Origin of the sequence: Brasilonema bromeliae SPC951 (assembly GCF_012912135.1) — a bacterium.
GTDB classification, from domain to species: domain Bacteria; phylum Cyanobacteriota; class Cyanobacteriia; order Cyanobacteriales; family Nostocaceae; genus Brasilonema; species Brasilonema bromeliae.
Map to the genome: position 1 here is coordinate 1 of NZ_QMEB01000011.1, position 24817 is coordinate 24817.

Consider the following 24817-nt stretch of genomic DNA (forward strand, 5'->3'; position numbering starts at 1 on the left):
ATTTTAATACACAAGGCAGCAGTGACGCTGAAGCGTCACTGCTGCTTTCTATTCACCACTTGATAAATCTACAAATAAGCGTGCTTGGTAATTGAGGCAATTTAACTTGCTCGCGAGTACCAATGGAAAAAGAATGTAAGCTAAACCTATTCGCTTTTATTTACTTATGTATTTTGTTCTGACTGACTTTGCAACGCTGTGCTTTTCTCCAAGCATGGGGAGTATTTTTATGGTAGCGAAACTGAGAGTAAAAATGATTAAGATTTTGATAGCCTACTTGTAAAGCAATCTGATTAACGGAGTCGTTAGTTGATAAAAGTAAGGCACATGCTTGGGCTATCCGACGCTCAATAATCCAATCATTGACGGTTTTACCAGTAATATTTCGTACTAAGTTGGTTAAGTAAGCTGACGAATAACCAACTGCTTGAGCGACTTCTTTTAGGCTAATACTTTGATGATAATTCAATTCGATAAACTCGAAGACGTCACGCAGTCGGGGAATAGACGGAAATATAAACTGAGGAGTATTTGATTTTTTACTTGACTCAGTTGTAGACAATTTCTCCTGTGCTAGCTGAACACGAACAAGATCATTTTCTGTGCCAATCACTTCAAACCCTGCTGTCTCCAAGCATTTTACTAAGAGATTTTTACTTTCAGGATTCTCATCTATCACTGAAATATTGGTCATTTTTTATCCTAGTATTTAATAAAGTTTTCACGTGATAAGATTGCATCACCTGTAACTCCTTGTATCTGAAGTTATAAGGTTAAGAAGAAGTTATTAAATGAGCAGTCTAATTTTTGTCACCAGTTACGTATCAGCAAAGTACTTAACGCTTTGCTTTAACTGTCGCAACACGCTAGATATAAGTGTGTTATTACATACTTATACGGCGTGTTTTTAATCCTTATGGATTTGAAAAAATGCGGTGTCCTTTTCAGGAATTGAAAGTGCTACCCTTACACCCATTGGTAAGTAGCCATCTAGCTTGAGGACAACCAACTTTGTGATTGGTAGTACCAAAAAAGATTATTTCATCCCCACTTTCTATATAGATATGAGTATCAACGACTTATGCACTTAGCTTCATCCCCATCAGCCCTTAGGCGTCACCAATACCCTACTGATTCTTTTGCTGACTTTTGAATCAGGACTTGCTGAATTCTTCTTCAATAACTATCTTTCACAGGACTTACGCATAAATAACGTAGTTGCACCCGTTGCGACGTAAGGAAGCAATTTTACAATCTTGTTCTTTAGTAACTCTTGCGTAAGTCTTAGTTCCATGAAACCCGACAAAAAAAGTCGGGTATGTTTGACGAGCAAAAACGCTCGTGGTAACATCAATCCACAGTTGACGGACAACCAGGGAAGACTCATGACACAGGCGACAACCAACAACACCCAAGCTACCACTGCCACTTTTAAATCTTTGAAGTGTAAGGAATGTGGTGCGGAGTATGAACTCAAGGCTCTTCATGTATGCGAGTTCTGCTTTGGTCCATTGGAAGTAACCTACGACTATAGCGCCCTACGCTCCACAGTCACCCGTGAAACAATTCAGGCTGGACCAAACTCCATCTGGCGCTATCGTAAGTTTTTGCCTGTGGCTAGTGAGAACCCCATTGATGTGGGAACTGGTATGACTCCGTTGGTTCGTTCCCATCGCTTGGCACGTCGCCTTGGTTTAAATAAACTGTATATCAAGAATGATGCCGTCAACATGCCCACCCTCAGCTTCAAAGATAGGGTGGTATCAGTTGCGCTCACCCGCGCACGGGAGTTAGGTTTCACGACAGTTTCTTGCGCTAGCACTGGTAATCTAGCAAATTCTACTGCTGCTATTGCGGCACACGCTGGTTTAGACTGCTGCGTGTTCATTCCTGCTGATTTAGAAGCTGGAAAAATTTTAGGTAGCCTGATCTACAGTCCAACCCTCATGGCTGTTAAAGGTAACTACGACCAAGTCAACCGCCTCTGTTCTGAAGTAGCCAATACACATGGTTGGGGTTTTGTCAATATTAACTTGCGTCCCTACTACTCCGAAGGTTCTAAAACACTGGGCTTTGAAGTAGCAGAACAACTGGGCTGGGAGCTACCCGACCACATTGTCGCACCTTTAGCTTCTGGTTCACTGTACACAAAAATTTACAAAGGTTTCCAAGAATTTGTAGAACTTGGTTTGGTGGAAGGAAAGGATGTTAGGTTTAGCGGCGCACAAGCTGAGGGATGTTCACCCATCGCCCAAGCTTATAAAGAAGAACGCGACTTTATCAAGCCAGTCAAACCCAATACCATTGCCAAATCTCTTGCAATTGGTAACCCAGCAGACGGGGTCTATGCTGTAGAACTAGCCAAGAAAACTGGTGGTCATATAGAATCAGTCACGGATACCGAAATTATCGAAGGCATTAAGCTCTTGGCAGAAACAGAAGGTATCTTTACAGAAACCGCTGGTGGAACAACTATTGCTGTGCTGAAGAAGTTGGCAGAAGCTGGTAAAATTAACCCAGATGAAACCACAGTGGTATACATTACTGGCAACGGCTTAAAAACCCAAGAAGCTGTACAAGGTTACATAGGAGAACCTCTGACAATTGAAGCGAAACTCGATAGCTTTGAACGAGCGTTAGAGCGTTCCCGGACATTGGATCGCCTAGAATGGCAGCAAGTCTTGGTTTAGTCATTAATTAGTAGTCATTTGTCAATTGTCATTTTTCTTTTGTTCTAAACTTATGACAATTGATAAGTTTTAACTCCCAATTCACGATTCTCCGAATTTATGAGTGTAAAAGTTTTAGTTCCCACTGCTCTGCAAAAATTCACCAACAACCAAGCCACCCTAGAATGTAAAGGTGAAACGATCGCACAACTGTTTGACTCTTTAGAAGAAAACTGTCCTGGTATCAAGTCGCGCTTATGCGATGAAGCTGGACAACCACGGCGGTTTTTGAATCTGTACGTCAATAGTGAAGATATTCGGTTTTTGGATGGGAAAGATACAGAACTCAAAGATGGTGATGAAGTAAGCATTGTACCAGCTGTGGCTGGAGGCTAGCACCGCTACGCGGAAGTCAAAAGTCAAAAGTCAAAAGTCAAAAGTGAGCCAGTGCGGTGGACGGGTTCCCCGGCATAAAGCAACTGGCGAACCCCGAAGGGGTCAAAATAATTATTTTGAATCAATGACTTTGGAATTTGAATTGATTTGTGCTTTAGGAGCAAGGCTTGGGTAGCTTGATAAAGCGATCGCTGTCGAGAGGCGTGGCTGTGTCAAAATGAAAGTGACTTAACCACGCTGTGATCTCTCAAACGCAAGACAAAGGATAGAGCTGAGCAATGGCAGAAGAAACAAATCACAATGAAGCTGGGGAAGTTGCTCCCAGCACTGTAGATAAGCAGGCTCCCAGTGTCGCTGAAGAACACGCTCCCAGTACAGACTCACCCGAAGCGACAGACATCCCTACAGCAAACGCGCCTGATCCCAAAGCGGCGAAATCAGAAGCGGATCCCGACGATGCAGCAAAAACAAAGACTGCTGCACCGAAACGCGAGAAGCCAGCTGGTGCAGCAGCTAAAGCCGCCGCAGGAGATCAGCCAGACGCTAAAGCAGCCGCCGCAGAAGAGAAACCAGCTAAGGCAAAAAAAGAGAAAGCGCCAGCTGTTGAGGATAAGCCATTTGGAGAGTTTATCCAGCAAGATTATTTACCAGCGGTACAAAAGGCGATCGCCAAAGAAGGAGTGCAAGATTTAGCCCTGAATTTTGCCAAGCAAAAAATTTCCATCGTTGGTTTTGACAAGTCTGAGGAATGCTGGCAAATCATCGGTACTTGGCAGAACGGTTTACGTCAATTTAACCTGTATTTTACACAAGAAGATATTCAAGGGAAGAAGGCTTTTTCCTGCAATGAAGGTAAAAAGCCCAGTACTCTTGAGTCATTCTTAATTGATGAACGTAAAGTCACCCTTGACTTACTCGTTTATGGACTCCTACAGCGCTTGAACGGTCAAAAGTGGCTGGGAAGAAATTAATTTAGTTCGTGGAAATGGTAGGTAACGGCTCCAGTCTCGGGGTCGTTGTCTATCTTCACATATCCTGATTTCAGCAACTCCTTAAAAACAGCTTCCACTTCAGCAAAGTTTGCACCCGTTTCCATAACTGCTTGAGTTACAGTGAGTTGACCTCCCCTTTTTTCTGCAGCTCTGAGTAATTCCATCGTTAATTTTTCCTGAGGAGAGCGGTAAACTTGCGCCGCAACAGCTGGCTGATTCAAAGGAACACCCAAAGGTGATAAACCTGCTTTTGCTCTGAGTCTCATTTGTTGTTCATCTACCATGTTGGGGATAATGAACAAGTCTACAAACTGCCCGATACCAAGCACACCACCAGTTAACAGCCACAATAAACCCGTCCCGATCTTGCCGTTGTATAAACGGTGCAGTCCGCCCAAGCCAACAAACCAGGCTGCACTCAAGATGTAGGAGACAAGAAGACGTTCTTGAGTATCTTTACTATTATTGTTTTCTGCTTTCATCTCGTTTCTATCCCCTCTAATTTATTCTTTCCTAATTACAATTTTCCTACTTTATTTTTTTCATATCAGGATGTGCTGCCCGAGTTGTCTGATTTGTCATATCACCACCACGACTGAGCAAAGCAAGCGCGTTACAAGCGACGAACGTGATTGGATAGTCCTCATTTCTAAAATAACTAAACTATAAAAAAATTTACTGGTTTATAATGTCACATTAACCGCAGAAACGATTATGCTGCTATATATTTACAGTATGGTTGGTTTATGCTTACCTGACGTCACCCAGTGAATTCATTTTGCTGGATGATTTGAGTTCGCATGAGCTTCTATTACAGGCTACACATCCTCAATTGACGATTTCCAAAAAAATTGAAGTGTTGTTGCAACTCTTAACGTATGAAGTGTCTGTTGTCGCCCTACACCTTGGTACACTTAACAATACGAATATAATACTGTCCTCATACTGTGCCTTGTAAGTCCAGTTCTACAGGCTGTGAGGTAGCATTAAGGGAGGATTTTCAACGCCAGATGCTCCACTTGGGGAAACACGCCAGGTCGCACAACGGGGGGTACCCCCGCAAGCGACTGGCTCCCCAAGACCGCACTGGCTCCTCGTGCTGGCTCTGGCAAACCCGTAAGGGTAAAAGTATTACTGTTGACTTTTGCAGGCACTCAAGATAATAAGACACTCGTGGCAATCAAAACATGGTAGATTCCCTCAAAAAACCAGGCTTTGAAGAAATGCGGTCCGGGATTAAAGTCCCAGCCAAAGAAACCCTACTGACACCCCGATTCTACACGACCGACTTTGATGAAATGGCACGGATGGACATCTCGCCAAACGAGGACGAGTTGAAAGCCATTCTCGAAGAGTTTCGTGCAGACTACAACCGCCATCACTTTGTTCGAGATGCCGAGTTTGAACAATCCTGGGATCATATTGATGGGGAAACTCGCCGATTGTTCGTTGAATTTCTAGAGCGTTCGTGTACGGCAGAGTTTTCTGGCTTTTTGCTGTACAAAGAACTCGGTCGCCGCTTAAAAGACAAGAGTCCTGTTTTGGCGGAATGTTTCAACCTCATGTCTCGGGATGAAGCACGTCATGCTGGCTTCTTGAACAAAGCGCTGTCGGACTTCAATCTGGCGCTGGATTTAGGGTTTTTGACCAAGAGCCGTAATTACACCTTCTTTAAGCCAAAATTTATCTTCTACGCGACTTATCTCTCGGAAAAAATTGGTTATTGGCGGTATATCACAATTTATCGCCACTTAGAAGCACATCCAGAAGACCGGGTTTATCCGATTTTCCGCTGGTTTGAGAACTGGTGTCAGGATGAAAACCGCCACGGGGATTTCTTTGATGCGATCATGAGATCCCAACCGCAAATGTTAAATGATTGGAAGGCGCGGTTGTGGAGTCGGTTCTTCCTGCTGTCTGTCTTTGCGACGATGTACCTTAACGACGTCCAGCGCAAAGACTTCTATGCATCAATTGGTTTAGATGCACGAGAATATGACATCTACGTGATTGAAAAAACCAATGAAACTGCAGGAAGAGTGTTCCCAGTCATACTGGATGTTGAGCATCCGGAGTTTTATCAGCGGTTGGAAATTTGTGTGAAGAATAATGAGAAGTTGACGGCGATCGCTAACTCAAAGACTCCCAAATTCCTGCAATTCTTCCAAAAGCTACCCTATTACATCTCCAACGCTTGGCAGATCTCCCGGTTGTACTTCATCAAACCAATTGATGCTACTAAAATCCAAGCAACTGTTCACTAAGTTGTAAAGTTTTGCTAAAACTTAAGTGGTTCTGTATTATACAGAGCCACTTTTTTTTATCAACGCAGAGGCGCAAAACAATGAGAAGGCTGTTATCAGCTTTAAGCTTTGGAGTGGGTGTGAATTTGGTTGTGATGGCTACTCCTGTTTTGTGTGATACACCTTCAAAAAATGCCCAGGATTTAGATATAAGCCCAGAAATTATTAAAAATAGTCCAGTTCTACAACGTTGGCAACATCAAGTGCCTAACGTGTTGGAAGATATTAAGAATGACCCTAGTTTTCCTACCAAGATACGTCTCGGATCTTCTTACTTTTCTTCTGACGAAGCATTTGGCGTGAATATTGGTGTGGAGGACGTGTTTATTGGTCGTACTAGTCTAACAGTCAGTGGTGAGTATCAAGCGGCGTTCAATGGTCAACGTCAGGTTTATGGTGCAGACTTGCATTATTATCTGCGTCCTTTGGGTAGCTACATCAATATTACACCTGTGGTAGGCTATCGGCATCTGGAAATTAACAGCTACTCCACAGATGGAGTGAATCTTGGTGCGAAACTGTTGTTGGTATTGTCTCGCGGTGGTGCAGGAGATATTTCTTTAACCCAGAGTTGGATTGCTCCGGGTACTGGAGAAGAAGTTGGTTTAACAACAATATCAGTCGGTTATGCTCTCACTCAGAATATACGTATATCCACAGATATCGAACAGCAAAATAGTAAACAAAATAAAGAGACTCGCTTGGGTATAGTTTTTGAGTGGATGCCTTAAAATCAGCTTGCTTGTAGGAGCTATTTTACTTTTCTAGTGGTATCGATTCATAAATCCAGCAACTTTGGCTTTGTGTAATCCGTAACTCTCATTCCATTTACAGCTGCGACAATGAAACCTAATTTTGTTGAGTGATTCCCACTCGATAAAGGATAGTTGTTTAATGTTGCAGACAGGACAAATATCGTATTGAGCAATTAAAACAAGCTTAGAAACCACTGCAATTAAATCGTCAGGATCAAATGGTTTAACTAATCTTATAGAAAATCCTGCATCAAGAGCAAGAGCGCCTGCTTCTTCAGAGGCGTGTGCTGTTAAAGCGATTGCAGGAATCTGGCTAACCGTCAGAGCAAGGTTTCTAACTTTTTGAATCAGCGAATAACCATCCTCACCAGGCATGGCAATATCGCTAATCAGAATATTCGGCTTGAACTGCGTAATTGCTTCAAGGGCTTCACCTGCTGATGTAACCGCAATCACTTGAACGTTGTACTCTTCAAAAATAACCTTTATCAAATCAAGATTATCGGTATCATCATCTACCACCAGCACCCGCAACCCATCCAACAATTGTGGAGTGTCCATACGCCTAAACTCTACTCTTAATGTGCTTGCTTATGTTGAAAACCGTAATTTTGCTTATGATTTCTTATCATTTCATAAGCTTTTATTAATTTTAGTGAGTTTTCTTATTATTTTGTATGAGATTGACTAGATTTATCTATCAACAGGATGATGAATATAGAAAGAGGAAGAAAAGTTAAGATTTTCTTAATATTTTAGAGGTCAAGAGAATTTGAAGTTAGGGTATAAAATTCTAAATTCCCAATTGTGAGCCTTTCACGCTTCGATAGCAGTTATCAGTTATCAGTTATCAGTATTTGTTTCCCATAACCTTGGTCAGTATTCACTGTTAAGAGTTCCCTGTTCCCTGTACAATTATGATCACCAATCTTTCATTAAGGGGTGTAAAGCCATGCCAATGGCGGTTGGAGTCATAGAAACTCAAGGTTTTCCGGCTGTGCTAGCAGCTGCGGACGCAATGGTAAAAGCTGCTGCAGTCACCATTGTCTATTATGGGCTAGCGGAAAGCGCTCGCATGTTAGTTGCTGTTCGGGGACACACAGCTGAGGTAGAAAGAGCAGTTGAAGCTGGTATTGAAGCTGGTAATAACCAATCTAACGGTGGTACGGTCATTACCCACTACATTGTTCCTAATCCCCCAGAAAATGTAGAAAGTATTCTGCCAATTCATTTCACTCAAAAATCAGAACCATTCCGAATAATGTGAATTGACAGGCAAATCATTCCACTGCAGGTTCTAACATCCGAATCGTCCCAGCGTCAGCATCGATTTCGACTTCTAAACCAATAGGTAATGTGAGTACATTTTCGATGTGACCAATCATCGCACCATACCAAGCAGGAATGCCGAGTGGTTGAATGTGATCCCACACAACTTCTTCTAAGGTGAGAGAACCGTAGTCAGCGTCTGGGGAACAATCGGAACATTGTCCAAACACAAAACCTGCAAGTTTGTTAAATAAACCCGCAATTTTCAAGTGAGTCATCATGCGATCAATGCGGTAAATATTTTCGTGAGTATCTTCCAAAAATAGAATCGCACCACTGAAATCGGGTACGTAAGGAGAACCTACAATAGCGGATAAAACTGAAAGATTTCCGCCAATAAGCCGACCTTTTGCTTTACCAGAAGTAATGGTTTGTTTACGATACTTCACCTGCATGAGACGGTTAGAATCGTCGCCATCTTTTTGATTTTGAAAAGTCACAGCTTCACCCCTAAATAAAACGCGGCGAAAATAATCCGTTTGGGTTGTTTTCCAAGAAGTTAATCCATTGGGACCGTGAAATGTCACCAAGTTAGTTTGAGCATTTAATCCGAGAATTAAAGCTGTGATGTCACTGAAACCAACTAGAATCTTGGGATTTTTGCGGATACGCTGGTAATCAAGATAAGGCAATATCCGGCTACATCCCCATCCACCGCGAACTGGTAAAATGGCGGCGATAGAGGAATCACTAAAAAACTGATTAATATCAGCAGCACGGTCTTTATCTTTACCTGCCAAATAACCATACCGTTCAAGTAGATGGGGTGCGAGTCGCGGGACAAGTCCCAATCCCTTGACTGCATCTATGACAATATTAAGTTCTTCACGGACAAATACCGCACTAGCAGGACCGACAATACCCACAATAGATCCTGGCTGCAAGCGCTTAGGTTTTAATAATGGTTTACCTGCTGCTTTTGCCAACTGAAAGGGAAAGGCAAATACTGAAGGGGTAGCAGCTAAACTTAAAAGAAAGTTACGGCGGTTAATCATAAAAAGTTTTTTACACTCAGAGTAAGTGCTATTAAACCACCATGCAACAGCAGCTGCAAATACTAACTTAGTAATGATATTCGTTTAATCGTCATCATCATTGTCGTCGTTTTTGTCATCATTGTCGTTTTTGTCATCATTATTGTCATCATGTCTAGTAGCTGGCGACTGTGTTGATGCTGTAGTTGGTTGTATTGTTGATGAAGGTAAAAAGGAAGTCTTGCGTAAGACTAATGCAATTACAGCAAAGACTATGGCAGTAGTTGCTGCCGCAGCTAAGACTGCGGTTATAACTTTTTTATACGTGTTTCTATCTTCATCTCTCATTTTTATTAACAAAACTCATTCGCATCAACTCTTGCTGTACTCATAATAAAGGTTAGGGTCAATCCTCAATCATCAGACGAATCCTACAGACGATTCTGGATGGTGATAAGCCTTTATGCTTAACGCGTCCCTTGCGCGTGTCCCCTTGCTCCTCAGCGTATCACCACTCATTGGTATCCATCAACACGCAGAGTCTTAACCTGAACTCTGGCTTTTGAAGGTAATTTCACAACTAGAGTGTAGATACTATTGCAGTAAGTAGTTCAAACAGGTGAATAGCTGTTCCTCATAGCTCTTGTGCACACCCTTACTGAGTGTATTTTATTGCAAGCAGAGGCACCATCAGCCAAGCCTTCTAGGCGAAGCAATCCAAGAATATAGTCCTGTGAACTGCGCTACCCAGCTAATAGTTGGATTTTGACCTATGAGAAAAGCCGTTTTCCTGATACTGCCTATTACCTTAATCCTCTTCCCCAGCCAGAGGGCGCAATCTCAACGAGTAGAGTCCTCCTTTGATCGTCCCTACTTGGCGTTAGTTAAAGGAGACACTCCTAACAGTTGTAGCTTTATCTCCGGCGATTTCCTGGAACGGGCGGCGGACATTGTTCAGGATTTGCTGTTTGTCCGCCCTGGGGACTCGCCACAGCAGGTCAGCTATGAAGTGCGCTTCGTTCCCGACCAGCCTTATGCGCGTGATGCATTGCAATGGACGGCACTTGCAGAAGGAAACTATACTAAGGCTATCGTAAATTTCCGCGACAACCGCGCGCAAGAGCGCATTTTTACAATGGCGATTAATTACAACCAACCGAATGAAAAACTGTGTCAGTGGGCGGTACGAGAACCACAACAGGGAACTCAATCCCAATCTCCAGCTTCACCACCAGGGCAATAAGGTTCAGGAGGTTTGCGCGAATTGCCGCAAACCTTGAAATTCGCCCCATCTTGTTAAGGACAAGGGCGATAAGCCGAAGGCAAAAAGACAATACTTGAAACTGAACATTGATCGTTCTATTGTTTAGAACCCTCTACTTTTTGCCTTGCAAGAGAAAGCTTTGTTAGTTTTGGCTGGGTTGTTGAGTTAAGCAGATTGAACCTCTTTTTGTGAGTAAAGATAGTCGCAATATAATGCCCACACAGTCCCAAATAAACCAGTTATAGAACCTGATATTACTGCCAAAACACCCCATCCAAGTGGTCCAGTCCAACTGGTAATTTCCTTTAGTATTGCAGTACTTGCTTTGCTAACAATATAAGCTGTTCCTGTTGCTGCTACTGTAACTAAACCCAACTCTACCAACATTTCTAACAGTCCCTGACTGGATAAATCCTCCTCAAAATAGATTTTCCAGACACGGGTGTACATTATAATATCAGACGCAGTTAGTATAAGCTGCTTAGGAACTTCTACACCGGGGGTTGGTGCAGCTGTAGCAGTACCACTACCAACAGCATAGGTAGCAACTGCTAAAACAGCTTCTAATCTTTTTTTGCCTAGACTGCTCACAGTGTCAACTCCTGTACCTTAAAAAAGGTAGTGTTTGGTTGCTATGATTGCACAAACAACCTTTGATAAACAGCTACCACTAATAAGATTATCCCCTGATTAGCTTTGAAGTGAAAATTTTAGTCAACTTGTTGCTATTTTACATAACAAGTCGGATGGCAGGATGACACAGTGACTAAGAAAGAACTCACCAACCACACATTATAAACTCAGTATAAGTTCTATACAATTAGAAATAGAAAACTCAGAAAAAAGGAATGATTCTGCATTCTGTGTTCTCTTTTTCTGTTCTCTTTTTCTGTTCTCTTTTTCTGTTCTCTTTTTCTACTCAAATATTATTCCTCTTGATTTCCAGTTTGTGCTTCCTCGCCCGGACGTTGTGTAGCAGGAGGGTAATCGACAAATTCTTGTGTTCTGGTTGTATTTGTCATAGCGCCTTCAAGCAAAGCATCTTCTGGTTCTACTGATTTGTCAGCAGCAGACACATTGATTTGACCTTCTGCGTTGACGTTAGGTTTATCAGAAGTTCCTTTGTGATTAGCATGACCACTAGGCATAACTATTCCTCTAAATATGGACAAGTGAATATATCATCCCTCAGTCTAAACTCCTCTGTCATGGAGAATACACTATCATAAGGCTTAGTTCATCTACATAAAGACTTTTACTTTTGACAGGTGTTGGAAAATCAAACGGCATAAAAGCGTTATTTTCTAATTACTTATCTGGTCAAGTACAAATGTTTGTTTTTATTTTCGTTTGTCTTCATCGCAGTTATGATTTCAAGCAAACGAAATAATTATAGTGGGTTTCAATTGCGTTGACTTTTCTCCAGACTATCGGTCAATTACAAATGAAATTTTCATATTCTACGTCGTATATGAATGTATTTGTCTTTACACGTAAAACAATAAGAATCGTGGTAGCAGTTGTCATCTGGAAAGCTCTTTAACAATGGGCTATTTGGTCATACTATCAGGTGATGTTGCATAAAGATTTTGAGCGATATCTTAAAGATATAAATACTTAATTAACATTTGAGACTAGAACTATGAAAAAGATTATTACGGCTGGTCTAGTCGTTTTAGCCACTACTGGTGGATTTTTACTTAATAACCAGTCAGTTCAAGCTCACTCTCGCGGTTACCATCACTTTCGCCCATATGGTTACTATCCGTTTTATGGACGTCCAATAAATTCTTGCTATCCTGTCACTCACTGGCTTGTTGATGAAGATCCTGCGTATCATCCTCAAGCTTATGCTGATGGCTACCGTCAAGGACAAGAGAGTGCAAAAAGAGGAAACAAGTACAAGTCGCGTACCGCTGGTGGAGAATTTGGTCGTGGTTTTGATGACGGTTATTATAGAAGGAAATTTGCTGGTCAAAAGCAAGTCGTTCCTAACGAATATAAGCCATACACTACGTCAGAATGCGGTTGGTATTAAAAAACAAAATTTTATGATTTTAGAAGTTGCAATGCTTAATGTTCGCAGCGGGATGGAGAACGAGTTTGAAGTCGCTTTCGCCAAAGCTTCTCCGATTATTGCTTCAATGAAAGGATACATCTGGCACGAACTCCACCGCTGCATTGAAGCCCCAAACCGCTATCTGCTTCTTGTCCGGTGGCAAACCCTAGAAGACCATACTACTGGGTTTCGTGGGTCACCTCAATATGATCAATGGAAGCAGTTACTCCACCATTTCTACGACCCATTTCCCACGGTTGAGCATTTTGAAGGGGTATTGCAGTATCACTGCAGTTAAGCTTACTCGTCGTATGGCTCAAAATCCTCTTTTGACGCCCCGCACACAGGACATACCCAGTCTTCTGGTATGTCTTCAAAGGGTGTCCCCGGTTCTATCCCACCATCTGGATCGCCTTCTTCTGGGTCATATATGTAGGCGCAGACGTTACATACATACTTTTTCATCTTCCTCTCTCCTCATTAAGGATCTGCTTTGCCTCAATATTACACACACGTTGTTTGAATTCGTAATTCGTAATTAATTGCTAATTACGAGTTACGAATTATCAGTTACAAGTTGTTAACGAAGAGTTGTCAAAGGCGCACCTAACCATCCAGCAAAGTTTTCTTTCTGTGTAGGAGAAGGATTTTCTACTGCCTTGATTTGATACTTTCTAGTACAAGGAGACGCCAAAGTGACGGGTAAGGTACGGAGTTCGTCTTGATGGAAAATTGTGACTTGAATGGTGTCCCTTGGTTGGTAATCTTTCAGGCGATCGCCCAACCCATTCGCTGTGACACGCAAACCATCAATAGCCAGCAACTCATCTCCTGGATCAATTCCTGCAAATTGCGCAGGTGAATTTGCGTCAACAAACTTAATGAGTTCCCGTCCATTGTCACTATTGACTTTAACTCCTAAGTAAGGTTCTTCATCCTTTTCCTCCACCAGTTGCAAGCCAAATGGTTCCAGGTATTCGTTGAAAGGCAAATCTTCAGTCTTATCAATGTAGGAGTTGAAGAAATCAGTCAAATCTATACCAGCAATAAACTCAATCACCGACTGCAATTGTTCTGGAGTATAACCAATTTCATCTCTGCCAAATTGATGCCACATTTTCAGCATGACATCATCTAGTGATCGCTGATTTCTAGATCGTGAACGAATCAGCAAATCTAGCAACAATGATACCATTTCCCCTTTTAAATAGTAGGAAATTTGGCTATTACCGCTATTCGCATCTGGACGGTAAAGTTTAATCCATGCATCAAAACTCGATTCTGCAAGAGATTGTACCTTGCGTCCTGGAGTTGTTTCATGCCGAGCAATTTCTTTACTCAAGTTATTTAAGAATGACTTTGCATCATAAATTCCTGCGCGTAAGGGAATGAGCAAATCGTAATAACTTGTTGTCCCTTCACAAAACCACAGTGACGATGTATAGTTTTCTTGGTCGTAATCAAAGACCTCTAGTTCTTTTGGGCGAATGCGCTTAACATTCCACAAGTGAAAGAACTCGTGTGCGACCAATTGCATGAAGCGTTCGTATTTGTCGCGATCGCGGAAACCATTACGCTGATAAATGAGCGCGCAAGAGTTTTTATGCTCCAAACCACCATAAGCTTGAGCAAACAAATGCAGCAGAAACACATATCGCTGATATGGTAACCCACCAAACATGGCTGCTTCTACTTCAATGATTTTCGCAATGTCAGCAATCATCTGCTGCAATTGGAAATTGCCCTTCCCCCAAATTGCCAATTCGTGGGGTTTTCCCAATACCTCAAAGTGATGTAACTGGTGGAGACCAATTTCAAAGGGACTATCTACAAGAGTATCAAAATCTGAAGCACAAAAAGTATTTGCTTTTTGTCGAACTGGTGGTAATGCTGTAGTGACCTGCCACTCTGGGTGTGGCGGTACTATAGTCACTTGTATTGGTTCTGCTTCCCAACCCAGTATTCTGAAAAACAGTGCTGCACCATTGAAATAGCCGTGGCTTGAGTCCAAGTGATTTGTTCGCACTGATAACTCATTAGCAAATATACGGTATTTTATAGTTATTTCCGACACCTCACATGTTTCTATCTGCCAATGATTTTTACTAATTTTTTGCCAGGACAAAGGCAAGTCAAAGGCAAAAGCAGCAAAATCTTGTAAGTGCTTGGCATATTCTCGGACTAAGTAAGACCCAGGAGTCCACACCGGCAATTTCAAATTTAAAATTGGCGACGAGTAATTCACCAGACGCAAAGTCACTTCAAACAGGTGCGTTTCTGGTTTGGGCATTGCCACCTGGTAGTAAATTGCTGGTGCAGTTTCCTTGGTATAAATGTTAGTGCGAGGTGCAGTTGCTTCAGTCATCTTTGTTTATGAGTAAGAATTCTGAGTTATTAACTATTAGTTAATAGTTAAGAGTTAATGGTCAATAGTCAATAGTTGTAAGTCAAAAAACTTGCTTACTGCTGTTGCCTCAGCACTTAATGCTTCTTTATACTTTACCACTTCAGTAGAGCAACTACCTGAGATTGATGAAATAAACAACCATGATGGTATTGTTTATTTTGATCTAACATTCGTAACTGCTGAGGAAAGTTCCGATTTTATTTTTTTTGCATCAACCCATTATCTTAGGGTTTTGACTTCATAGTCAATTCTTCAGCCGCTTGGACAATGCTGAATTTTACTTCGTTGGTGTTTTCCATATGAACTTACCTGATATAGACTATACCATTTTCTGCAATAATGAAAGTCTCCCTAACGCACAGAGAAGTCACAAGACAACGTTTACCATAACTTCCGTAAAACACACAGGAGAACACCTAAGGTTTTAGAGAATCTTAGAGGAGACAGTAGCCAAAAATGCCATTTTGTTTAGGATCAACACTTAGGACTGAGAGATTTAGCACTGTTGTGTTAAGATTTTCATCATTTGGTAAAGTATTTTTTGGTAAATAAAAAATAAAAAATGACAAATAATCAAAAGATTGTTTACGAATTGGAAACAGGTAATTGTGAGTCTATAGTTCAGCAGCTAAAATCTACGACTATAGATTTCAAATCTGGAGCAATTACCAATTTCCTTTTTAGGACGACCTCAGTCTTGACTCCTCAAACCTTGGGCTACCAGGTAAACTTTAGTCCATTCACCCATTGCTTGATGCATTTTGAGTTTTAACTGGGAAGCTGCGTCTTCTATGGAATGACCTGCTTTACGCAACTCTAGGACTTGGCGCTGCACAGGTGTTAATTGTTCATACAATTGTTGCCATTGCTTAGGTGTCAGCCCCAAGTTGTGTTCTTTCAAGGAAATTGCCAACCAACTATCTACCAATTCTGATTTCCCTTTGAGGGCAAATACACGTACAGCATGGTAACTAATTTTTTCTCTGAGTCGATAGACTTCCTTGATTGGTTTATTTAGTTTTTTGGCAATCTCATCTTGAGGCTTACCTTGGAGATAGAGTCGCAACCACTCAACAGCTTCAAGTCCTAGATTTTCTTGTAAATAATCCTCAAATTCCTGCTGAACTGTTTTACGCAGTGCTTGTTGTTCTTCTATCTCTTGTGCCTCTTGATATTCAGCTACTGCTTGAGTATCAACCAAGTTGACTCGATTCTCACTGTCATCAGTAAGAATTTCCTCAGAGACAAGTCTCACTAAGTCTTGAGTTGGCACTTGGGTTAAGCCACCACGTTGAGTTCTTCTCAAATAATTTACAAAACGATACGCCAGTAGAGGTTGATTGCGCACTGGTCGCAAACAATATTCTTCTACGCTGGCAAACAGTAGAGCGTTCTTGAGTCTAGTATCAGTTGTACATTCTGAAATAGAAATCATTTGTTGTTGTATGTAGTTATCGCTTTGCAGTAACTCTTGGATAACTTCTTGTAGTACATCCAGCACTGTCCGTTGGCGATCGCGACTCAAGGCGATCCAAGTTTGGATCTTATGACGTAATGTCACCAAACTCCCCAATCGAGTGATTAGGTTGCGGTAAGCACGTTCTCTGGCAATTCCTAAGTAACGCTGACGCAAAATCTTGTAGCGATACTCCATAGCTTGTTTGGCGATATCCAGTTCCTTTGAATTCAGTATCTCAAACCGATCTAAGTCACTTCCCACAAGCCATTTGACTATACTTTCTCTATTGGCTACACTTTGTTCTGGACATTCGGTCTCCAGACGTTTTCGCCAATCTTGCGCCAGTTTTTCCGCCTCCAAAACCATAGTGAGATTGCGCTCCTCGAAACCCTGTTTTAAAGTCTGCATCACAACCCCCTTTTCTCGTCCCTCTTTACTTCTTAACTGGCAGCTGCACCTGATTTGATGATGTCCATGATGACATCTGATGTGTTTCCTCTTTTATTACGTTTTGACTGACTAAAGTTATGCAGGTAGTTTGAAATTTCGATGCATCCTGACAATCTCGAACTACGGTAAATCAAGCTTTCTGAGCTTTGATCCCGACTTTTCCTAAACTTTAATTTTTGTAAACTTAGGATATGTAGTGTTGGCTCAGAAAAACGATCTACCCAAAATATATAAGGTGACAAGATTTTTTTGATCAGGGATCAGGAAAAACTAACATTTTGCACCTGATAATTTTGGCGAATTTCATCCACCTCTTTAGACGTTGTTTTATAATGTATGTTTCACCCTTTCAAGTTTCCTCTCAGCAGTATACATGATTGCTATTTTTTTATCCTATTACCTAGAAAAAACGTGTATTTATAATAACTCAATAGGATATCATTTGAATTCTCCAACGTAAATGAACCCAGACACTCTCAGTCTGTCTTGATGTTTGGAAAACTTACATCATTTGGAAAAAATGAGCAGTCGTTTCTTGGCAAAGAAGGACGAGTCAAGAATTGTCGTCAAAATGAGCTTAGTAAACCACTTGTTATTGTTTCACAAATCCATCATCATGTAGAAAATATAAAAGAAAATCATATCGGTAAAAATAAGAAAAATAGGAGATTTTATCATAGGAAAATTCGGGATACAGGAAACTCAGACCATGCGCGGGCGTAGAGGAAAGTGGCACGGGGGATTTTAATCCCCGTAAATCTTGCTTGCTACCGCCTTGGAGGTACTTAATACCGGGTACTTTTGTATTGCACTTTCGTTGGGACAGTTACCAACTGATATTGTTTGCTCTGTACGCATAACAAGTGGCAATAAGCCCTTGTGTATATATCCCTTCGCTACTGATTATCACAGAGGTTACAGACTAGGGAGGTATCCGGTAACGTGTTTTGATGTACCACTATCAGATAATTCAGTTTGGGCTGTTAACCCGTAAGCTAGACACTGTTTTAGTCTTGTATTAAGAAATTGGTGAGTTCCCCTCTTACAAGCCCAGTGGCTTTAGCCCTGGGTCAGTGACAGGGAGGCTATTGCCTTTGCCCTTATTAAGCATCATAAGATAGATCGCTCTGCTTCACATCAGAAAAAACATTATACTATAATGTTCGCAAAAAGCTATGAAAAATTTAAAGGTACCCTGATGGATACCTTTAGAAACTGCTGGTTTATTCAATAGGCTAGAGTTTTAGCGGACATCCTCATAAAACTGCTTTAGGTATTGTGGCGAGACGCCTATACCCCAAAGAAAGCCAATGGAAAGATATATGGCTGTCGCTTTCAAGAAACCCCAATGTGCCACACGGCGATCGCTACTTTGGACAACGCGGTTCACCAGACGGATTTTCCCCTGTTGCACCAGCTTCAGGCATAAGTCAGCCTCTTCCATGATTGGAAGATTGCTGTCAAAACCTCCACATTTCCAAAAATCAGCGCGACGTGCAAATATGACTTGGTCGCCAAACAATAAGCGTAGTCCTTGAAAAAACAGATGTGGGCGAAAAAGTAATGGCGCGTAGTAACTTTTGACAAAGTTATGCAGTGATACTCCCCATCGAGTGGTTCTATCACCTGTCATCAAAGAAATAAAACCCCCTGCAGCAACACTTTTGTCTAGTAGTATTTCCTCAATGACTGCGACAAGATCGTCTGGAACCAACGTGTCCGCATGTAAAAAACAAAGGATTTCTCCCGTTGCGACCTCCGCGCCTTGATTCATTTGTGCTGCACGTCCACGTTTTTTGGCAGCAATCACAGAAACTCCAGCCTTTTGGGCTATGGTCACGGTTTCGTCAGAACTGCCACCATCTACAATTAGTACCTCCTGAACTGGAGGTACTAATATACTAAGATGGCGTAGAGTGCGCTCCAAACACTCCGCCTCATTTAAGGTAGGGATAATAATTGAGACACCAGACATAGATTAGTCATTAGTCATTAGTCATTAGTCATTAGTCATTAGTCATTAGTGAGCCAGCGCTATGCAGTTTTTGTTTCGGTGCGCGTTGGTGACTGGCAAACCCGAAGGATCATTAGTCTAAATTCTACCCGTTTTTGCAGCTTATGTATAGCTGGTACTCTGGTTAACACCGTTTGCTTGCGATTAACTTGGCTTGTTAGCTACTCATTAGTAAACATCAAACTTTTGACTGTGAACTACCGACTATCAACTAACTACCAACTACCTGCGTACAATTGGATTTTCCACTGCTTGTCGGTATTCTTCGACTTGTTCAGTATAACCAATAGGCAAGACAGCTTCAACGTTTTCATGGGGACGAGCAATGATCACCCAGGATTCAAGGGTTCCGCCATGAACCTGTTCTATAGCCTCAATACCAGCCTGCATCGAGGTTTTTACCTCAGATACATCCCCACGAATATTAACTGTAAAGCGAGCACTACCCACTCTTATATATCCTACGAGAGTGACTCGGCCTGCTTTCACCATGGCGTCCGCCGCTGCTAGCACAGCAGGAAAACCTTTTGTTTCAATTGATCCAACTGCCTGTAGTGGCATTGGTTGTCTCCTATGTCAAACGTATGTGGCGCTACTGAATCATTGTACGAATCTTCCTACAGATTTCATAGATGTGTCCATGATCTTTACTTTTAACCCGATCACATTATCCCTTTCTGGGTTCAGCCCAAAGGTAACTCCTTGGGTGGTAAAACTATGACAAACAAAAAAAATATGAAAACTTACAATAAGTTTAATTGCATTACTTTTAAGTGAATATACTGCTCCTGATAAAGCAATAATCTCTTAAAATCAAGTATTGTAAGGCACAATCAGACTTGAAAATCTTTTAGTCAAACTTTAATGTTACACGTCAAAATCCAGGAACACGGAAATTAACGCTTGTTAATCCCCAAAAAGCACTGAGACTGCGCGACAGCAAAGGTCACCAAAAGGGGTGTAAGGGTGTAGGGGGAACCCCTATCAATGGTATTAGGCGTGGGAGTGTCAAAACTAAAATATCTGACATCTTACGCTGTCGATTTATGTAACTCTTGCTTAAAGAAATAACAAATAAAGATATTCATGATTTCGTGTAATTTTTCTGACTCCATAAGGAAACACAATGCAAGAAGTAAAGGCAATTAAGACTTTATTACCACTGCTAAGATTGTATCCTTGGGTAATTCCATTAATTATCATTCTGGGAATATTCTCCTCTTTGTTTGAGGGATTAGGAATCAGTCTGTTCATACCTTTTCTCCAAACTCTAGATACAACCAACTCGCAAAAGGTATCTAGTAATTTACTGGTCAATTTTCTGAATCAAATATTTATCAACATTCCACAAGATAGACATCTGTTCATAATACCACTGTGTATTTTGGGATTAGTTATACTGAAAAACTGCCTTGCATATATCAGTACTCTTCTTGGTCATTGGCTGTACTGGCATATTGGACAGCGTTTGCTGTGCAGAATTTTTCAGCAGCTTTTAAGCGTAAGTTATAGTTTTTTGGACTCTCATCCATCAGGTAAATTGCTGAATACACTGGATGTCGAAACTTGGCGAACTTGCGACGCTATTTTTCTTCTCGTTAATATCGCTATCAGTCTGTGTACAGTTTTTGTTTTTGTCATTCTGCTCATGCTAACATCCTGGCAATTGAGTTTGCTAGTGACTGTTGCCTTGCTGCTCATTTCACTGAGTATACAGTATGTAACCCGGAGGGCAAAAAACCTGGGTAGGCAGTCAGTACAGGCGAATGACAACCTGGCTAATCGGGTGATGGAAGGGTTTTACGGAATGAGGGAGATTCGCGCTTTTGGTCACGAATCTTACGAACTAAAACGTTTTGAGGAAGCAACAATCCACTCACGTATTATCGCTCTGAAGTTGGCTAAACTTTATTCAATCACGGGACCCTTATCCGAAGTTTTAGCAGTTGCTTTATTAGTGTTTATTTTGATTATCGCTCTGCAACAAAAGTCTAATGTTCCTACATTATTAACATTTATTTTTATGCTTTATCGTCTCCAGCCAGTCATGAGGCGGTTAGATACTGACCGTGTGAATTTGATTGGTTTATTGGGTTCTGTAGAGGATGTTATGTCATTTTTAGATATAACGGAAAGAAATGAAATTTGTTCAGGTGATCTTCAATTTAAAAGTTTACAGCGAGGAATCACTTTTGAATCTGTTAATTTTTCCTACAACACTTCAGAAAGACCTGCACTTCAGGATATTTCCTTTTTTATCCCACGAGGTAAAACCACTGCGATAGTGGGACCTTCAGGTGCAGGTAAATCTACAGTTATTGGGTTAATATGTCGCTTTTATGAAACTGAATATGGAGAAATATCTGTTGATAATTACCCTCTAAGAAAGTTTAATTTATCTTCTTGGCGTAGTCGAATTGCTATTGTAAGTCAGAATATTTATATCTTTAATACAACAGTAGGAGAAAATATAGCCTATGGTCGCTTAGATGCTACAAAAAGCGAAATTATCGCCGCCGCCAAAAAAGCGAGTGCCCATGAATTTATTAGTCAATTACCTGAAGGTTACGATACTATAGTTGGCGATCGCGGCATTCGGCTTTCAGGGGGACAAAAGCAACGTATAGCCTTAGCCCGCGCGATCGTTCGCGAACCAGAGATTTTGATTCTTGATGAAGCAACTAATGCTTTGGATAGTCTTTCTGAGAATTTCATTCAGGAAGCTCTTAATTCCTTTAGTCAAAATCGTACTGTAATTGTGATTGCCCACCGTTTATCTACTATTAAGCAGGCAGAACAAATCATTGTGCTGCAAGAAGGAAAGATTGTAGAACAAGGCAATCTCCAGTATTTACTTAAACTCAATGGATTGTTTGCCAAGCTTTATAATCTGCAATCTGGTAGTGCTCTTTAACAGTTATCAGTTATCAGTTACCAGTTACCAGGCAGGAAATGGACTCGTCTACCCCTTGTTCACTGTTTACTGTTCACTGCTCACTGTTTTAAGCTCAAGTTTAAATCTTTAGGACTGAGAGAATTCATTCGAGGATATAGAAAATCATGAAAAGTCAACCTCTCGTTTCTGTCATCACTCCCTTTTTAAATACTGAAAAATTCATCCAAGAAGCGATAGAAAGTGTAGTCACCCAATCATATAAAAATTGGGAATTATTCTTAATAGATGACGGATCCAGCGATAAAAGTACTGCAATTGCTCAGGAGTATGCAGATTTGTATCCAGAAAAGGTGTATTATCTCGACCATGATGGTCACCAAAATCGTGGTAAGAGTACTTCTCGCAACTTGGGGATCAGCAAGGCAAAAGGTAAGTATATTGCTTTTCTGGACGCTGATGATGTCTTCTTGCCACAAAAACTAGAACAGCAGGTGGCAATTTTGGAATCTCAACCTGAGACTGGTATGATTTACGGACCGACTCAACATTGGCATAGTTGGACTGGTCAACAAGAAGATTACCAACGTGACAATATGAGACCACTTGGGGTTCAGCCGAATACTTTGTTTCATCCACCAAGCTTAATAACTCAGTATTTAAAAATTGCTGGAATCGTACCTTGCACCTGTGGATTGTTGGTGCGACGGGAGGTTATAAAAGCTGTAGGAGGATTCGATGACACTATTCAACATATGTTCGAGGATCAAGTGTTGCTAGCAAAAATTTGCTTGCACACCCCCGTGTATGTAGATAGTAGCTGCTGGGATAGGTATCGCCAACACTCAGAGTCTAGTTGTTCCCAAGCAATCCAAACAGGAAAGTATCATCCTTTAAAACCTAATCCTGCACATCAGATTTATTTGAACTGGCTACAGAAGTACATCACTGAACAGAAAATCCAAGACGCTGAACTTTGGAATGCACTCGAAAAGGCTCTTTACCCCTATCATCACCCTATGTTGCACTTTCTATTGCGAGTCAAAAAGAAACTAGCGCAAATTGCACGTAAAAAATTCCCCGGTTTTCTCCACCGCTTTGTAGGAACGCAGTTCCTTGGTGATAAATATATCCCTCCTACAGGGGCTGTGGACTTTGGTAGCTTGCGACGAGTTACGCCGATGAGCCAAGCCTTTGGTTATGACAGAGGTCAACCCGTTGACCGCTATTATATTGAAAACTTCCTTGCTCATTATCAAGAGGATATTCGTGGGCGTGTCTTGGAGGTTGGTGATGATAACTATACAAGACAGTTTGGTGGCTATGTCGCAAGCATTGACTCTATTCAACGCATTACCCAAAGCGATGTACTTCATGTGACAAAAGGCAATCCCAAGGCGACTATTGTTGGTGATCTTGCTTGTGGCGACAATATTCCATCAAATAGCTTTGACTGCTTTATTCTGACGCACACAATACAAATCATTTACGATGTACGGGCGGCTATTAAAACAGTTCATCGTATCCTTAAGCCCGGAGGAGTCGCCCTGGTTACAGTTCCCGGTATTAGTCATATTGGTGATTATCAGTGGGCTGATTACTGGTGTTGGAGTTTTACTGCTTTATCAGTCAAGCGTCTGTTTGAAGAGTTCTTTCCAGCAGAAAATCTCCAAATTGAAACTCACGGGAATGTACTCGTTGCTAATGCTTTTCTCTATGGGATCGCAACAGAAGAACTGCGTCAGGAAGAATTAGACTACTGCGATCGCAATTATCAAGTCACAATTACTATCAAAGCAGTAAAACCACACACTGTATGAAAATACCTGGAGTTGTCAGACTGCGGCGAATGGCTAAACGCTTGCGGGGGCGTTTAGCACCGGGAGGTCTTATTTTGATGTACCACCGTATCACAGAAGTGGAATCTGATCCTTGGTCAATTTGCGTTAGTCCCCGCCACTTTGCCCAACAGATGGAAGTCTTACACAAGTTTGGCGAAGTTGTTTCGTTACAGCAATTAAACCAGACATTGCAACAGGGGAAAACTCCTCATTGGCAGATAGCAGTCACTTTTGATGATGGTTACACAGATAATCTCTATAACGCCAAACCGGTGTTAGAGCGTTACGATATTCCTGCCACGATGTTTTTAACCAGTGGATATATGGAACAAAAACGTGATTTGTGGTGGGATGAACTGAATAGGTTATTGCTGGAACCTGGTTCTTTACCAGAAGTTCTTTGTTTAGAGATTAACGGTACAACCCATCGCTGGGAATTAGGTACTGCAGCCAATTACAGCGAGGAGGAATATCAGCGCGATCGCTGTTGGAGGGCGTTAGGGGAAGATAACCCCACCCCTCGCCATACTCTTTATCGCACACTTTACTGGCTGCTATCACCCTTGCTTCCCGAAGCACGACAAAAGGTTATGGATCAACTGCTGGCGTGGGGTGATTGTGTTGCAACACTGCGCTCAAATCACCGCATTTTGAATTTAGAGGAAGTGTCTACTCTAGGGAACGAGTTGATTTCAATTGGTGCTCATTCTGTGACACACCCATTTTTGTCTTTCTTACCTCATACCCGACAGAGGCAAGAGATTCAAGACAGCAAAACTCATCTTGAGGAGATTATAGGACAAAAAGTGGTGAGTTTTGCTTATCCTCACGGCAACTATTCTGAGGAAACAGCAGGTTTGGTGAGGGAAGCGGGATTTATGAGTGCTTGCACGACTTATCCTCGTACTGTGTGGAAACAGTGCGATCGCTTTAAATTACCTCGCGTTGTTGTTGAGGACTGGGATTCTGAAGAGTTTGCCAAACAGTTGTCTGAGTGGAGAGAAAACTAAAC

24 protein-coding genes are annotated in these 24817 nt (G+C 41.5%); 12 read left to right on the top strand and 12 right to left on the bottom strand.

Annotation, left to right across the window (positions count from 1 at the left end):
• Positions 1–160: 160 nt before the first annotated feature.
• Positions 161–694: a helix-turn-helix domain-containing protein gene (locus tag DP116_RS02615; protein WP_169153690.1), complete on the bottom strand. Its 534-nt coding sequence runs from the start codon at positions 692–694 to the stop codon at positions 161–163.
• Between the two features lie 691 nt (positions 695–1385).
• Between DP116_RS02615 and thrC the strand changes: the two genes are divergently transcribed.
• The 3 genes from thrC (at position 1386) to DP116_RS02630 (ending at position 4036) form a co-directional block, all read left to right on the top strand.
• Entirely contained in the window at positions 1386–2690 is a 1305-nt protein-coding gene (thrC, locus tag DP116_RS02620; protein ID WP_169153726.1) for a threonine synthase, read from the top strand.
• A 99-nt stretch (positions 2691–2789) separates the two neighbouring features.
• Positions 2790–3065: a MoaD/ThiS family protein gene (locus DP116_RS02625; RefSeq protein WP_169153691.1), complete on the top strand. Its 276-nt coding sequence runs from the start codon at positions 2790–2792 to the stop codon at positions 3063–3065.
• Positions 3066–3343: 278 nt separating this feature from the next.
• A complete protein-coding gene (locus tag DP116_RS02630) occupies positions 3344–4036 on the top strand; it encodes a DUF2996 domain-containing protein (protein ID WP_169153692.1) in 693 nt (230 codons plus the stop codon).
• Here the strand turns inward: DP116_RS02630 and DP116_RS02635 are convergent.
• Positions 4033–4539: a TM2 domain-containing protein gene (locus tag DP116_RS02635; protein WP_169153693.1), complete on the bottom strand. Its 507-nt coding sequence runs from the start codon at positions 4537–4539 to the stop codon at positions 4033–4035. The two genes, DP116_RS02630 and DP116_RS02635, sit on opposite strands and share 4 nt — an antisense overlap.
• 705 nt (positions 4540–5244) lie before the next feature.
• Between DP116_RS02635 and acsF the strand changes: the two genes are divergently transcribed.
• On the top strand, positions 5245–6321 hold the full coding sequence (gene acsF, locus DP116_RS02645; RefSeq protein ID WP_169153695.1) for a magnesium-protoporphyrin IX monomethyl ester (oxidative) cyclase: 1077 nt from the start codon (positions 5245–5247) through the stop codon (positions 6319–6321).
• An 80-nt stretch (positions 6322–6401) separates the two neighbouring features.
• Entirely contained in the window at positions 6402–7091 is a 690-nt protein-coding gene (locus tag DP116_RS02650; protein WP_169153696.1) for a hypothetical protein, read from the top strand.
• 33 nt (positions 7092–7124) lie between these two features.
• Here DP116_RS02650 and DP116_RS02655 read toward each other — a convergent pair whose 3' ends face one another.
• Entirely contained in the window at positions 7125–7676 is a 552-nt protein-coding gene (locus DP116_RS02655; RefSeq protein ID WP_169153697.1) for a response regulator, read from the bottom strand.
• A 391-nt stretch (positions 7677–8067) separates the two neighbouring features.
• Between DP116_RS02655 and DP116_RS02660 the strand changes: the two genes are divergently transcribed.
• Positions 8068–8382: a BMC domain-containing protein gene (locus DP116_RS02660; protein ID WP_169153698.1), complete on the top strand. Its 315-nt coding sequence runs from the start codon at positions 8068–8070 to the stop codon at positions 8380–8382.
• A 13-nt stretch (positions 8383–8395) separates the two neighbouring features.
• Here the strand turns inward: DP116_RS02660 and DP116_RS02665 are convergent, their stop codons facing one another.
• Positions 8396–9439, bottom strand: a complete 1044-nt coding sequence (locus DP116_RS02665; RefSeq protein ID WP_169153699.1) for a S66 peptidase family protein — start codon at positions 9437–9439, stop codon at positions 8396–8398.
• Between the two features lie 84 nt (positions 9440–9523).
• Positions 9524–9766 (bottom strand): hypothetical protein, encoded by a 243-nt coding sequence (locus DP116_RS02670; RefSeq protein WP_169153700.1) that lies wholly within the window; start codon positions 9764–9766, stop codon positions 9524–9526.
• A 424-nt stretch (positions 9767–10190) separates the two neighbouring features.
• Here DP116_RS02670 and DP116_RS02675 point away from each other — a divergent pair, with 424 nt between their 5' ends.
• The gene (locus DP116_RS02675) at positions 10191–10661 is read left to right on the top strand and encodes a hypothetical protein (protein WP_169153701.1); all 471 of its coding nucleotides are present in this window, start codon (positions 10191–10193) and stop codon (positions 10659–10661) included.
• Between the two features lie 186 nt (positions 10662–10847).
• Here the strand turns inward: DP116_RS02675 and DP116_RS02680 are convergent, their stop codons facing one another.
• Positions 10848–11273 (bottom strand): hypothetical protein, encoded by a 426-nt coding sequence (locus tag DP116_RS02680; RefSeq protein WP_169153702.1) that lies wholly within the window; start codon positions 11271–11273, stop codon positions 10848–10850.
• Between the two features lie 335 nt (positions 11274–11608).
• Positions 11609–11830, bottom strand: coding sequence for a hypothetical protein (locus DP116_RS02685; RefSeq protein WP_169153703.1), 222 nt, complete (start codon positions 11828–11830; stop codon positions 11609–11611).
• Between the two features lie 494 nt (positions 11831–12324).
• On the opposite strand from DP116_RS02685, the gene DP116_RS02690 reads away from it, so the two are divergent.
• Positions 12325–12720: a hypothetical protein gene (locus DP116_RS02690; protein ID WP_169153704.1), complete on the top strand. Its 396-nt coding sequence runs from the start codon at positions 12325–12327 to the stop codon at positions 12718–12720.
• Positions 12721–12733: 13 nt separating this feature from the next.
• Entirely contained in the window at positions 12734–13039 is a 306-nt protein-coding gene (locus tag DP116_RS02695) for an antibiotic biosynthesis monooxygenase family protein (protein WP_169153705.1), read from the top strand.
• Between the two features lie 2 nt (positions 13040–13041).
• Here the strand turns inward: DP116_RS02695 and rd are convergent, their stop codons facing one another.
• The 5 genes from rd to DP116_RS02725 all read right to left on the bottom strand — a co-directional run bounded on the left by rd (position 13042) and on the right by DP116_RS02725 (position 19632).
• Entirely contained in the window at positions 13042–13206 is a 165-nt protein-coding gene (gene rd / locus DP116_RS02700) for a rubredoxin (RefSeq protein ID WP_169153706.1), read from the bottom strand.
• Between the two features lie 115 nt (positions 13207–13321).
• Complete coding sequence (locus DP116_RS02705) at positions 13322–15106, bottom strand: M61 family metallopeptidase (RefSeq protein WP_169153707.1); 1785 nt, start codon at positions 15104–15106, stop codon at positions 13322–13324.
• Positions 15107–15839: 733 nt separating this feature from the next.
• Positions 15840–17015 carry a HetZ-related protein 2 gene (locus DP116_RS02710; RefSeq protein WP_169153708.1) on the bottom strand — a complete coding sequence of 392 codons (1176 nt, stop codon included), beginning with the start codon at positions 17013–17015 and terminating at the stop codon, positions 15840–15842.
• A gap of 1285 nt (positions 17016–18300) precedes the next feature.
• Positions 18301–19032, bottom strand: coding sequence for a TIGR04283 family arsenosugar biosynthesis glycosyltransferase (locus tag DP116_RS02720; protein WP_169153710.1), 732 nt, complete (start codon positions 19030–19032; stop codon positions 18301–18303).
• A 261-nt stretch (positions 19033–19293) separates the two neighbouring features.
• The gene (locus DP116_RS02725) at positions 19294–19632 is read right to left on the bottom strand and encodes a carbon dioxide-concentrating mechanism protein CcmK (protein ID WP_169153711.1); all 339 of its coding nucleotides are present in this window, start codon (positions 19630–19632) and stop codon (positions 19294–19296) included.
• Between the two features lie 565 nt (positions 19633–20197).
• Here DP116_RS02725 and DP116_RS02730 point away from each other — a divergent pair.
• The 3 genes from DP116_RS02730 to DP116_RS02740 all read left to right on the top strand — a co-directional run bounded on the left by DP116_RS02730 (position 20198) and on the right by DP116_RS02740 (position 24815).
• The gene (locus DP116_RS02730) at positions 20198–21985 is read left to right on the top strand and encodes an ABC transporter ATP-binding protein (RefSeq protein WP_169153712.1); all 1788 of its coding nucleotides are present in this window, start codon (positions 20198–20200) and stop codon (positions 21983–21985) included.
• A 146-nt stretch (positions 21986–22131) separates the two neighbouring features.
• Positions 22132–23784 (top strand): glycosyltransferase, encoded by a 1653-nt coding sequence (locus DP116_RS02735; protein WP_169153713.1) that lies wholly within the window; start codon positions 22132–22134, stop codon positions 23782–23784.
• Positions 23781–24815 (top strand): polysaccharide deacetylase family protein, encoded by a 1035-nt coding sequence (locus DP116_RS02740; RefSeq protein WP_169153714.1) that lies wholly within the window; start codon positions 23781–23783, stop codon positions 24813–24815. Before DP116_RS02735 ends, DP116_RS02740 begins: the two co-directional genes overlap by 4 nt.
• The last annotated feature ends 2 nt before the right edge of the window (positions 24816–24817 follow it).

Bases quoted from the DNA above. Each gene is read 5' to 3' on its own strand.
- DP116_RS02725 (WP_169153711.1), bottom strand. From the start codon at position 19,632: ATGCCACTACAGGCAGTTGGATCAATTGAAACAAAAGGTTTTCCTGCT.
- rd (WP_169153706.1), bottom strand. From the start codon at position 13,206: ATGAAAAAGTATGTATGTAACGTCTGCGCCTACATATATGACCCAGAA.
- DP116_RS02735 (WP_169153713.1), top strand. From the start codon at position 22,132: ATGAAAAGTCAACCTCTCGTTTCTGTCATCACTCCCTTTTTAAATACT.
- DP116_RS02730 (WP_169153712.1), top strand. From the start codon at position 20,198: ATGCAAGAAGTAAAGGCAATTAAGACTTTATTACCACTGCTAAGATTG.
- DP116_RS02690 (WP_169153704.1), top strand. From the start codon at position 12,325: ATGAAAAAGATTATTACGGCTGGTCTAGTCGTTTTAGCCACTACTGGT.
- DP116_RS02630 (WP_169153692.1), top strand. From the start codon at position 3,344: ATGGCAGAAGAAACAAATCACAATGAAGCTGGGGAAGTTGCTCCCAGC.
- DP116_RS02625 (WP_169153691.1), top strand. From the start codon at position 2,790: ATGAGTGTAAAAGTTTTAGTTCCCACTGCTCTGCAAAAATTCACCAAC.
- DP116_RS02670 (WP_169153700.1), bottom strand. From the start codon at position 9,766: ATGAGAGATGAAGATAGAAACACGTATAAAAAAGTTATAACCGCAGTC.
- thrC (WP_169153726.1), top strand. From the start codon at position 1,386: ATGACACAGGCGACAACCAACAACACCCAAGCTACCACTGCCACTTTT.
- DP116_RS02665 (WP_169153699.1), bottom strand. From the start codon at position 9,439: ATGATTAACCGCCGTAACTTTCTTTTAAGTTTAGCTGCTACCCCTTCA.
- DP116_RS02675 (WP_169153701.1), top strand. From the start codon at position 10,191: ATGAGAAAAGCCGTTTTCCTGATACTGCCTATTACCTTAATCCTCTTC.
- DP116_RS02720 (WP_169153710.1), bottom strand. From the start codon at position 19,032: ATGTCTGGTGTCTCAATTATTATCCCTACCTTAAATGAGGCGGAGTGT.
- DP116_RS02655 (WP_169153697.1), bottom strand. From the start codon at position 7,676: ATGGACACTCCACAATTGTTGGATGGGTTGCGGGTGCTGGTGGTAGAT.
- acsF (WP_169153695.1), top strand. From the start codon at position 5,245: ATGGTAGATTCCCTCAAAAAACCAGGCTTTGAAGAAATGCGGTCCGGG.
- DP116_RS02740 (WP_169153714.1), top strand. From the start codon at position 23,781: ATGAAAATACCTGGAGTTGTCAGACTGCGGCGAATGGCTAAACGCTTG.
- DP116_RS02705 (WP_169153707.1), bottom strand. From the start codon at position 15,106: ATGACTGAAGCAACTGCACCTCGCACTAACATTTATACCAAGGAAACT.
- DP116_RS02615 (WP_169153690.1), bottom strand. From the start codon at position 694: ATGACCAATATTTCAGTGATAGATGAGAATCCTGAAAGTAAAAATCTC.
- DP116_RS02685 (WP_169153703.1), bottom strand. From the start codon at position 11,830: ATGCCTAGTGGTCATGCTAATCACAAAGGAACTTCTGATAAACCTAAC.
- DP116_RS02695 (WP_169153705.1), top strand. From the start codon at position 12,734: ATGATTTTAGAAGTTGCAATGCTTAATGTTCGCAGCGGGATGGAGAAC.
- DP116_RS02710 (WP_169153708.1), bottom strand. From the start codon at position 17,015: ATGCAGACTTTAAAACAGGGTTTCGAGGAGCGCAATCTCACTATGGTT.
- DP116_RS02635 (WP_169153693.1), bottom strand. From the start codon at position 4,539: ATGAAAGCAGAAAACAATAATAGTAAAGATACTCAAGAACGTCTTCTT.
- DP116_RS02650 (WP_169153696.1), top strand. From the start codon at position 6,402: ATGAGAAGGCTGTTATCAGCTTTAAGCTTTGGAGTGGGTGTGAATTTG.
- DP116_RS02660 (WP_169153698.1), top strand. From the start codon at position 8,068: ATGCCAATGGCGGTTGGAGTCATAGAAACTCAAGGTTTTCCGGCTGTG.